Raw genomic sequence first — 9,300 nt, 5'->3', positions numbered from 1 at the left:
GCTGCTGGCGCTGCCCGCGGTGCACCTGATCGTCGACGGCTACAACGTCACCAAGACCGGCTATCCGGACCTGCCGCTGGCCGATCAGCGCAACCGGCTGGCGCACCAGTTGGCCGCGCTGGCCGCGCGCACCGGCGCGGAGGTCACGGTGGTGTTCGACGGCGCGGACGTGCTGGCGGTGCCCACGGCGGGCCCGCGCGGGGTGCGGGTGCTGTTCAGCGATCCCGGGGTGATCGCCGACGACGTGATCCGCGCGCTCGTGGAGGCCGAGCCGCAGGGGCGCCAGCTGGTGGTGGCGACTTCGGACCGGGCGGTGGTGACGTCGGTGCGGCGCGCCGGGGCGTACGCGGTGTCGTCCCCGTTGCTGCTGGAGCGGATCAACCGGGTCTGAGCGGGCTGCTCGTGGCGGAGGTCATAGCGGTCCCGTTGCTTCCGGTCGCGGTGGTCCGGCGCTGTGGTGGTCGGCTGACGCGCAGGTGAGCCGATGCCTCACTGGTCACTGTCTGCACATACAAGTAATCCTATCGTGGGATTGTGTAGTGCACAGAAGAATTAACCCCCCTCGTATAGACGTCACGCATGACCTTTCGTAGCCTTAGCGCGTCCGCGCGGCGATCAGCGGCCCACTCCGGGTCCTCCGCGCGGCGCCGCCGAATCGGCTTCGGGGAGTCGAACCGGGAACCTGCCCCCGCGGGGTGCGTGGGCGCCGTCCTGGTGCCCGGAGTCCGGGACTGCCCCGGACCGCCGCTGCATCCTCGGTGGGTGGTCTCGGTGGGCGGTCGAGAGACGAAGGAGCAGTGCGCGACGTGGCGTCGCACCGATTGAAGCGCACGATGCGCGGAGCCTTGGCGGCCTCGGCGGTCGCCGCCGCCGTCAGCATGACCTCCGCGCCGGCTGTCGCAGACCCCAAGCCCCCCGAGAGCGCCTCGGAGGCGGCCAAGCAGGTGCGGGAGCTCTCGCACCAGGCCGAAGCCCTCACCGAGGACTACAAGAAGGCCGAGGACGACCACAACGCGAAGAAGGCCGAGCTGGACCGGTCCACCGCCGAGGCGGGCCAGGCCGAGCAGGTCGCGAACCAGGCGCGCGCCGAGGAGGAGCGCTTCCGCGGCCAGGTCGACAAGATGACCGCCGCCTCCTACCAGGGCGCCCGGTTGAACAAGCTCTCCGCGTTATTGGTCAGCAAATCCCCGAACGACTTCCTGGACCGCGCGTCCGCGCTGGACGTGCTGGCCAAGGACAACAACGACGCGATCAAGCAGCTCTCCGCCGCGGTGCACCAGGCGGAGAGCGCGCAGCAGCGCGCCCAGGACGCCCGCGGCCGGGCCGCCCAGGCCGAGGCCGACGCCGCCCGCATCCAGGGCGAGATCGGCAAGAAGAAGGCCGACATGGACGCGCAGATCGCCAAGGTCAAGCAGCAGTACTCGCAGCTGAGCTCCGCCGATCAGGACTCGCTGACCGGCGGCGGGCAGACCGACTACGTCGGCCCCGGCGGTTCCGGCAAGGCCGCGGAGGCGGTCACCGCGGCGCTGAGCAAGCAGGGCTCGTCCTACGTCTACGGCGCCAAGGGGCCGAGCACGTTCGACTGCTCCGGGCTGATGCAGTGGGCCTACAAGCAGGCCGGGATCAGCATCGGCGGCTCCACCAAGTCGCAGGTCTCCGAGGGCAAGAGCGTCTCGGCGAGCCAGCTCAAACCCGGTGACCTGATCTTCTACTACAGCCCGGTCAGCCACGTGTCGATGTACGTCGGCAACGGCAAGGCGGTGCACGCGCCGACCGAGGGCGACGTGGTGAAGGTCGACGACTACCAGGACATCGCGGACGTGAGCTCGATGCGCCGCATCGCGGGCTGAGACCCGGCGAGGCGTCCGGCGGGCCGTTACCCACAGGGGTAGCGGCCCGTTCCGCGTTCGGGATCCGCCTCGCCGCGCGGTGCTGCCCGGCCTACGATCCGCCTCGTGCCTGGGTTTTCGCGGGGATGGCCGGCGGCGTTGGCGGCTGCGGCCGCGCTCGCGGTGGGCGCATTGCTCCCGTTGCCCGCGCAGGCCCCGCCCGCTCCGAGCATCGCGGCCCGTGCCGAGACGACCCACTGGCGGCAGGCGCAGGAGACCGTGTTGCGGCAGCGCTCGCAGGCGGTGTTGCGGCGCGACGAGGCGGCGTTCATGGCCTCGGTGGATCCGGCGGCGTCCGGCGAGTTCCGGCGGCGGCAGCGGGAACTGTTCGGCGATCTCGCCGAGCTGCCGCTGGCATCGTGGGACTACCAGGTCGAGCAGCTTCCCGGCGGGGACCCGGCTCGCCCGCGGGTGGAACTCAGCTACGCCCTGGCCGGGGTGGACGCGGTACCCACCCGGCGGCCGATGAACTTCACCTTCACCGCGCGGGGCGGACGTTGGTTCATCAGCGCTGATGCGCGGCCGCCGCACGAACCGTGGGACTTCGGCCGATCCCGGGTGCTGCGCACCGAGCACGGCGTGATCGTCGGCCACGACGGCGCCGACGGCCTCGCCGAGCGGCTGACCGGAGAGCTCGACGGCGCCGTCGCTTCCGTCACCGACGTCTGGGGCCCGGACTGGAGCCGCCAGGTGGGCGTGCTGCTGCCGCGGTCCCGCGAGGAATTGCGCGCCCTGGTGGGCGCCGAGTTCGCCGTGGACGGCATCGCGGCGGTCGCCGTGGCCGACAAGGTCGACGTGTCGTCCGGACGCGTCGAAGGCCCCCGAGTCGTGCTGAACACCGAAACCGCGAGCCGGTTGTCCGACACGTCCCTGCGCGTCGTGCTCCGGCACGAGATCGCGCACGTCGCGGCGCGGGCCGACACCGCAGAGGGCGCGCCGATGTGGCTGCTGGAAGGGTTCGCGGACTACATCGGGTACCGGGACAGCGGGCTGCCGCCGGAACGGATCGCCCCGGACCTGCGCGCCCAGGCGCGGACCGGTGCGCTGCCCGCCGCACCGCCCGGCGAAGCGGACTTCCACCAGGCGGGGCGGCGGCTGGACCTGGCCTACCAGCAGTCGTGGTCGCTGATCGAGCACCTGGTGCGGCGGGTGGGCGAGCCGAAGGTCGTCGAGCTGTACCGGCGCATCGCGCGGGCAGGCACACCGGACGCGGTCGACCCTGCCCTGCGCGAACTCGCCGGGATCAGCACCGACGAGCTGTTGCGCGGGTGGCACGAGGAACTCACCAACCGCTTCCGCTGACGGCAGCGGCCGCGCCGTTGCAGGACTGGGTTCCCGGCCGGTTGCGCAGCGACCGGCGCTTACGAGTAGATCGCTTCGATGTCCTCCGCGTGGTTCTCGGCGACCTTGTTGCGCTTGAGCTTCAGGCTCGGCGTCATCTCACCGGTGGCCTCGGTGAAGTCCTTCGCCAGGATGCGGAAGGACTTGATCTGCTCGGCGCGGGAGACCGCCTGGTTCGCGTGATCGATCGCGGACTGGACCTCGGCGCGCACTTCCGAGTCCTCGGCCAGCTCGCTCAGCGGGGTGTCCTGCGAGCGGCCGTGGTTGCTCAGCCACGACGGCAGGAACTCCGGGTCCAGGGTGACCAGCGCGCCGATGAACGGCTTCTTGTCCCCGACCACCATGCACTGGCTGATCAGCGGGTGCGCGCGCAGGTTGTCCTCGAGCACGGCCGGGGCGACGTTCTTGCCGCCCGCGGTCACGATGATCTCCTTCTTGCGCCCGGTGATCCGCAGGAAACCGTCCTCGTCCAGGGAGCCGAGGTCGCCGGTGTGGAACCAGCCGTCCTCCAGCGACTCCTTGGTGGCGGTCTCGTTGTTCCAGTACTTCCGGAACACCACGTCACCCTTGATCATCACCTCGCCGTCCTCGGCGATCCGGATGCTGGTGCCCGCGAGCGGCTTGCCGACGGTGCCGATCTTGGCCGCCTCCTGCACGTTGACCGCGGCCGCCGCGGTGGTCTCGGTGAGCCCGTAGCCCTCCAGCACCGGCACGCCGACGCCGCGGTAGAAATGCGCGAGCCGGTCGCCCAGCGGAGCACCGCCGGAGACCGCGCCGCTGCAGCGACCGCCCAGTGCCGCGCGCAGCTTGCCGTAGACCAGCTTGTCGAACAGCAGGTGCTTGGCCCGCAGCCCCAGGCCCGGCCCGCCCTGGTCCAGCGCCTTGCTGTAGGCGACGGCGGTGTCCTCGGCGGCGTCGAAGATGCGGCCCTTGCCCTCGCCGTGCGCCTTCTGCTTCGCGGTGTTGTAGACCTTCTCGAACACCCGCGGGACCGCCAGCACCAGCGTGGGGCGGAACGAGCCGAGGTCGGTGACCAGTTCCTTGACGTCGCCGGTGTGGCCCAGCGTGGTGCGCGAGTAGACGCAGGCGGTGGCGATGGCGCGGGCCAGCACGTGCGCCATCGGCAGGAACATCAGCATCGAGTTGCCCTGCCGCATCAGGTGCGGGAACGCCTCGACGTCCGCGCGCACCTCGGCCAGCAGGTTGCGGTGGGTCAGTTCGCAGCCCTTGGGGCGGCCGGTGGTTCCGGAGGTGTAGATCAGCGTCGCGATCTCGTCCGCGCGCACCTCGCGGCGGCGCTCGTGCGCGGTCTGGTCGGAGACCTCGGCGCCGAGCGCGGTCAGTTCCGCCACGGCCCCGGAGGCGTCGCCGGCCGGGTCGATCTGCCAGACCTGCGCGACGTCGCTCAGCCGGTCCTGCACGCTGTCGATTTCCGCGCGGTGCGCCTCGGTCTCGACGATGACCGCCCGCGCGCCGGAGTCGGTGAGGATCCACTCGGCCTGGTCGGCCGCGGAGGTCTCGTAGATCGGCACCGTCACGCAGCCCGCGGCCCAGATCGAGAAGTCCAGCAGGCTCCATTCGTAGCGGGTGCGCGACATCAGCCCGATGCGGTCGCCGTGCCGCATTCCCGCGGCGATGAGCCCTTTCGCCACGGCCAGCACCTGAGTCGCGAATTCGGCCGCGGTGACGTCGATCCAGGTGCCCTCCACCCGGCGGCGGAAGCTCACGGTGCCACCGAAGCGTTCCGCGTTGGCCCACACCATGTCGGTGAGGTTCTCGTCGTCGGCCACGGTGTTGGTGGCGGGGACGCTGAACTCTCACACCTTGGAAACCTCCGATAAACGTCCTAATTGTGGGCACAACCTAACGCCGATGGTTACTCGGCGGTAGTCCCGTGTTATTGATGCGAAACTTTTCGGGCTCGATTAGTCGTGCGGTGGCAGCCTGCCATGCCCGCGCGCGAGCAGCGGCGCCGCCCGCCGCGCAAGTGGCTGCCGCCGCGGCTGCGAGGTTCCCGCCGGTGGCGCCGCTCGTGGCAGGCTGGTCCGCATGTCCGCGATCGACCTCGCCGAGGAGGTCTTCCTGGCCGTGGCGCCCGCCGCGCTGGCCCCGCACTTCGCCGACCCGGACCGCTGGCCGCGGCAATGGCCCGGGCTGGCGCCGGTCGCCGAGGCCGACCGCGGCATCGAGGGGATGCGCTGGCGGCTCACCGGTGACCTGCGCGGCAGCATGGAGGTGTGGTTGCAGCCGGTGCTGGACGGCACCGTGCTGCACTACTTCCTGCGCGCCGACCCGCCCGGTCCGCGACGTGGGCGGTGGGTGACAGCCGAGCTGCGGCGGCGCAGGCTGGCCGTGCGGGAGCTGGTGTTCGAGCTCAAGTCCCGGTTGGAGGCCGGCCGGGCACCGGGCTGCCCACCCCCGTCGCGGTGATCGTCGAGCCAACGGTGATTGAGGAGAGAGTGTGCGGGTGCACGTGGTGTCCGACGTCCATGGCAACGCCGAGGCGTTGAAGCGGGCCGGTGACGGGGCGGACGCGCTGGTCGTGCTCGGCGACCTGATCGACTTCGTGGACTACCACGACCACGGGCGCGGGATCCTGGGCGCGGTGTTCGGCGCGGAGAAGGTGGCGCACTTCGCGGAGCTGCGCCGCAACCACCGCGGCCCGGAGATCGGCGCCTACGCGCGCTCGCTGTGGGAGTCGTTGGACGATCCGCGCGCAGTGGTGCAGGACGCGGTGCGCGACCAGTACTCGCAGCTGTTCGCCGCGATGACCGCGCCGACCTACGCGATCGCGGGCAACGTGGACGAGCCGGGCCTGTGGCCGGAGTTCGCCCGCGAAGGCGTGCACTTCGTGGAAGGCGAGACGGTGGAGATCGGCGGGCTGAGTTTCGGCTTCGTCGGCGGCACGATCCTGGCTCCGGGCGGGAAGCTGCGCCGGGACGCGGCTTGGGTGCCGCACCTGCGCCCGGAGGAGGAGTTCGACGCCGCCGTCGCCGGACTCGGCGAGGTCGACGTGTTGTGCTCGCACCTGCCGCCCAAGGTCCCGGACCTGGTCTACGACGTCATCGCACGTCGCGCCGAGCACGGCTCGGCCGCGCTGCTGGAGCGGATCCACCGCGACCGCCCGCGCTGGTCGCTGTTCGGCCACGTGCACCAGCCGCTGGCGCAGCGGGTCCGGATCGGGCGGACCGAATGCGTCAACGTCGGGCATTTCAAGCGCACCGAACAGCCCTACGTGCTGCGTTGGTGAGCAGGCGCGTTGCGCTGCGGTTCGGCCGCGGCGCAGCGCGAGCGGGCGCACCCGCCGGTGCCGCGGGAGGTGGCCGCGAACCTGTAATCTGCGCGGCATGGTCGATCAGTCCACCCAGTCCATCGTGATCCAGGCTCCTCCCGCCGAGATCATGGCGGTGATCGCGGACTTCGCCGCCTACCCGGAGTGGGCGGAGGCGGTCAAGGAGACCGAGGTGCTCTCGACGACCAGCTCGGGCCTGGCCGAGAAGGTGCGGTTCGTGCTCGACGCCGGGGTGGTCAAGGACACCTACGTCAACGTCTACGAGTGGGCCGACGACGGGCTGTCGGTGAGCTGGACGCTGTCCGAGGGGCAGGTGCAGAAGGCGCAGCAAGGCACGTATTCGCTGCGGCCGCAGCCGGAAGGCGGCACCGAGGTCACCTACAGCCTGGCGGTGGACCTGGCGATCCCGATGATCGGCATGTTCAAGCGCAAGGCCGAGAAAATGATCATGAATACGGCGCTGAAAGAGCTCAAACGCCGCGTCGAATCGGGGACTTGAGCCGCGCGGGCGCGTTTTCCGCCGCGCGCTCCGAGTAGCGGATGCGGCCGCGTTGATCGACAGTGTTTCCGGGCGGCGCGCTTTCCCGCCCGCGTCGCCGGTTTCCGGGCGGAAGTGGCACGACCGGATCACGTGGCGCTTCCTGCGGCGCGGCTGCGATGCGGCCGCAACGAAGATCGAGTATCAACGGCATTCGACGTTCCTGTCCCGACTCCGCACTGAGACCGCCCTTGCGCATCCTGTTGTTCACCGGAAAGGGCGGCGTGGGAAAAACGACCCTCGCCGCCGCCACGGCCGCGCGCCTGGCCGAGCGCGGCCGGAAGGTGCTGGTGGTCTCCACCGACCCGGCGCACTCCCTCGGCGACGCCTTCGGCGCCGCGCTCGGTGCTGAACCGCGCGAAGTGGAACTGCACGAACAGCGGCGCGACGTCCGGCTGCACGCCGCCGAGGTGCAGACCCGTGGGCTGCTCGACCAGGCGTGGTCGGAGCTGCGCGAGCACTTGCGCACCCTGCTGCTCGGGGCGGGCGTGAGCGAACTCGACGCGGAGGAGCTCACCCACCTGCCCGGGGTGGAGGACCTGCTCGGGCTGGCCGAAGTGTTCCGGTTCGCCGAGAGCGGGGTGTGGGACACGGTGCTCGTCGACTGCGGCCCGACCGCCGAAACGCTGCGGCTGCTGTCGCTGCCGGAATCGATCGCCGGATACCTGGAGCGGCTGTTCCCGGCGCACCGGCGGATGGTCCGCGGCGTGCTGGCGGGCCTGGCGGGCAGCGACAACGTCGAACGCTGGGATGCGGTGGCCGATGCCGTGAGCCGCCTGGCGGAGCGGTTGCTCGGGCTGCGGCGCACGCTCAGCTCCGAGCACACCAGCGTCCGGCTGGTGCTGACCCCGGAGGCGGTGGTGGCGGCCGAGACGCGCCGGACGCTGACCGCACTGGCGTTGCAGCAGATCCGGGTCGACGGGCTGGTCGCCAACCGGCTCGTGCCCGATCCCGGTTCGGCGCGCGGGAACGCGGCGGCCTGGATGCGAACTCGGCGCAGGGAGCAGGACGCGGTGCTCGGGCAGGTGCGCTCGGCGACGGAACTGCCGCTGCGCACGGTGGCTCATCGAGCCGCCGAACCGGTCGGCCCCGGCGCGCTGCTGGAACTCGCCGACGAGCTCTACGACGGCGACGACCCGCTGGAGGGCGCCGCGTTCGCGCCCGAGATGGAGCTCGGCGGTGGCGGGCGCGCGCTGGACTCCGAATACACGCTGCGGATCGCGCTGCCGCTGCACGACGACGCCGAGCTGGACCTGGCGCGGATCGGTGACGAGCTGGCCGTCACCATCGACGGCAGGAGGCGGCTCATCGCGCTGCCCGCGGTGCTGCGCCGTTGCGCGGTGACCGCCGCGGTCGCCGCCGACGACGGGATCACCGTGTCGTTCCGGCCCGATCCCGAGCAGTGGATGCGCTGAGGCTGTGACCAATGTGGACCAGTGGATGTGGTGAGCGGATGCGTGCTGAACACCCCGATCCCGAGGTGACGTCGGGAACGGGCGAAGAGCCGGACAGCGGTGGCTCCAGCGGTCGCGGAACGGGTTCCGAGCAGGACGGGGGCGGTCGCGACCGGATGGCCGAAGAGCTCCGGCTGCTGCTGGACGCGGCGGCGCAGCGCGCCGAGGAGTACCTGCGCGGCGCAGGCGGTGCTGAGCGGACTCGCGATCGCGGCGCTGGGCCGTCCGGCGCTGGGCCGTCCGGCGAAACCGGCTCGGGTGGCGCTTCCTGCGGCTGGTGCCCGATCTGCGCGGTGGCCGCGCTGATGCGCGGTGATCAACCGGAGCTGACCGCGAAGCTGGCCGACCAGCTGTCCGGGCTCGTGGAATTGCTGCGGGGCACCCTCGCCGAACACCGGCACACCGATCCGGCCGGTCCGGCTGCGGAAACCGCCGAACCGGCCGCCGAACCCGCGAGCAAGGTGCAGCGGATCGAGGTTCGCCGGGTGCGCGGCAAGACCGCCGCAGCGGCCGGGAAGGGCGCTTCGATGGGAGAGCGCGATTGCTGACCGTCGGCGTGGATGTGGGCGGCACCAGCGTCCGGGCCAGCGTGGTCGACCCGCAGGGCACCGTGCTGGAGACGCTGCGGGTGCCGTCGGCGGGCACCGGACCTGAACTCGACTCCGCCATCGCGGGCACCGTGCTGGCCCTCGCCGCCGACTACCCGGTGGCCGGAGTGGGCCTGGCCGTGGCGGGTTTCGTCAGCGAGGACCGCAGGGTCGTGCGGTTCGCACCGCACCTGCCGTG

Annotated in this window: 10 protein-coding genes; 9 read left to right on the top strand and 1 reads right to left on the bottom strand. The window is 71.5% G+C overall.

What is annotated here, in order from left to right:
- The 3 genes from IJH84_RS23770 to IJH84_RS23760 all read left to right on the top strand — a co-directional run.
- On the top strand, positions 1-391 hold a 391-nt coding region (locus IJH84_RS23770; protein ID WP_295149234.1), incomplete at its 5' end, for an NYN domain-containing protein.
- A gap of 415 nt (positions 392-806) precedes the next feature.
- Complete coding sequence (locus IJH84_RS23765; RefSeq protein ID WP_295149230.1) at positions 807-1,850, top strand: C40 family peptidase; 1,044 nt, start codon at positions 807-809, stop codon at positions 1,848-1,850.
- Positions 1,851-1,955: 105 nt separating this feature from the next.
- A complete protein-coding gene (locus tag IJH84_RS23760; protein ID WP_295149227.1) occupies positions 1,956-3,191 on the top strand; it encodes a hypothetical protein in 1,236 nt (411 codons plus the stop codon).
- Positions 3,192-3,250: 59 nt separating this feature from the next.
- On the opposite strand, the gene IJH84_RS23755 is transcribed toward IJH84_RS23760, so the two are convergent.
- Entirely contained in the window at positions 3,251-4,993 is a 1,743-nt protein-coding gene (locus IJH84_RS23755; RefSeq protein ID WP_233627789.1) for a long-chain fatty acid--CoA ligase, read from the bottom strand.
- Positions 4,994-5,279: 286 nt separating this feature from the next.
- Here IJH84_RS23755 and IJH84_RS23750 point away from each other — a divergent pair, with 286 nt between their 5' ends.
- The 6 genes from IJH84_RS23750 to IJH84_RS23725 form a co-directional block, all read left to right on the top strand.
- Entirely contained in the window at positions 5,280-5,660 is a 381-nt protein-coding gene (locus tag IJH84_RS23750; RefSeq protein ID WP_200071219.1) for a polyketide cyclase / dehydrase and lipid transport, read from the top strand.
- A 31-nt stretch (positions 5,661-5,691) separates the two neighbouring features.
- Positions 5,692-6,480: a metallophosphoesterase gene (locus IJH84_RS23745; protein ID WP_200071220.1), complete on the top strand. Its 789-nt coding sequence runs from the start codon at positions 5,692-5,694 to the stop codon at positions 6,478-6,480.
- Positions 6,481-6,577: 97 nt separating this feature from the next.
- The gene (locus tag IJH84_RS23740) at positions 6,578-7,021 is read left to right on the top strand and encodes an SRPBCC family protein (RefSeq protein WP_295149220.1); all 444 of its coding nucleotides are present in this window, start codon (positions 6,578-6,580) and stop codon (positions 7,019-7,021) included.
- Between the two features lie 230 nt (positions 7,022-7,251).
- On the top strand, positions 7,252-8,475 hold the full coding sequence (locus tag IJH84_RS23735) for an ArsA family ATPase (protein ID WP_295149217.1): 1,224 nt from the start codon (positions 7,252-7,254) through the stop codon (positions 8,473-8,475).
- Between the two features lie 38 nt (positions 8,476-8,513).
- Positions 8,514-9,062, top strand: a complete 549-nt coding sequence (locus tag IJH84_RS23730; protein WP_295149215.1) for a hypothetical protein — start codon at positions 8,514-8,516, stop codon at positions 9,060-9,062.
- The coding region (locus tag IJH84_RS23725) for an ROK family protein (protein WP_295149211.1) at positions 9,056-9,300 on the top strand (245 nt) is incomplete at its 3' end. The genes IJH84_RS23730 and IJH84_RS23725, both read left to right, overlap by 7 nt.

Source organism: Saccharopolyspora sp., assembly GCF_017434145.1.
GTDB classification, from domain to species: Bacteria; Actinomycetota; Actinomycetes; order Mycobacteriales; family Pseudonocardiaceae; genus Saccharopolyspora_C; species Saccharopolyspora_C galaxeae.
The sequence above is the reverse complement of the archived record's forward strand: the minus strand, read 5'-3'. Positions and strand labels throughout refer to the sequence as shown.

Coding starts and splice junctions, on each gene's coding strand:
- IJH84_RS23730 (WP_295149215.1), top strand. CDS start 8,514: ATGCGTGCTGAACACCCCGATCCCGAGGTGACGTCGGGAACGGGCGAA.
- IJH84_RS23755 (WP_233627789.1), bottom strand. CDS start 4,993: ATGGTGTGGGCCAACGCGGAACGCTTCGGTGGCACCGTGAGCTTCCGC.
- IJH84_RS23750 (WP_200071219.1), top strand. CDS start 5,280: ATGTCCGCGATCGACCTCGCCGAGGAGGTCTTCCTGGCCGTGGCGCCC.
- IJH84_RS23740 (WP_295149220.1), top strand. CDS start 6,578: ATGGTCGATCAGTCCACCCAGTCCATCGTGATCCAGGCTCCTCCCGCC.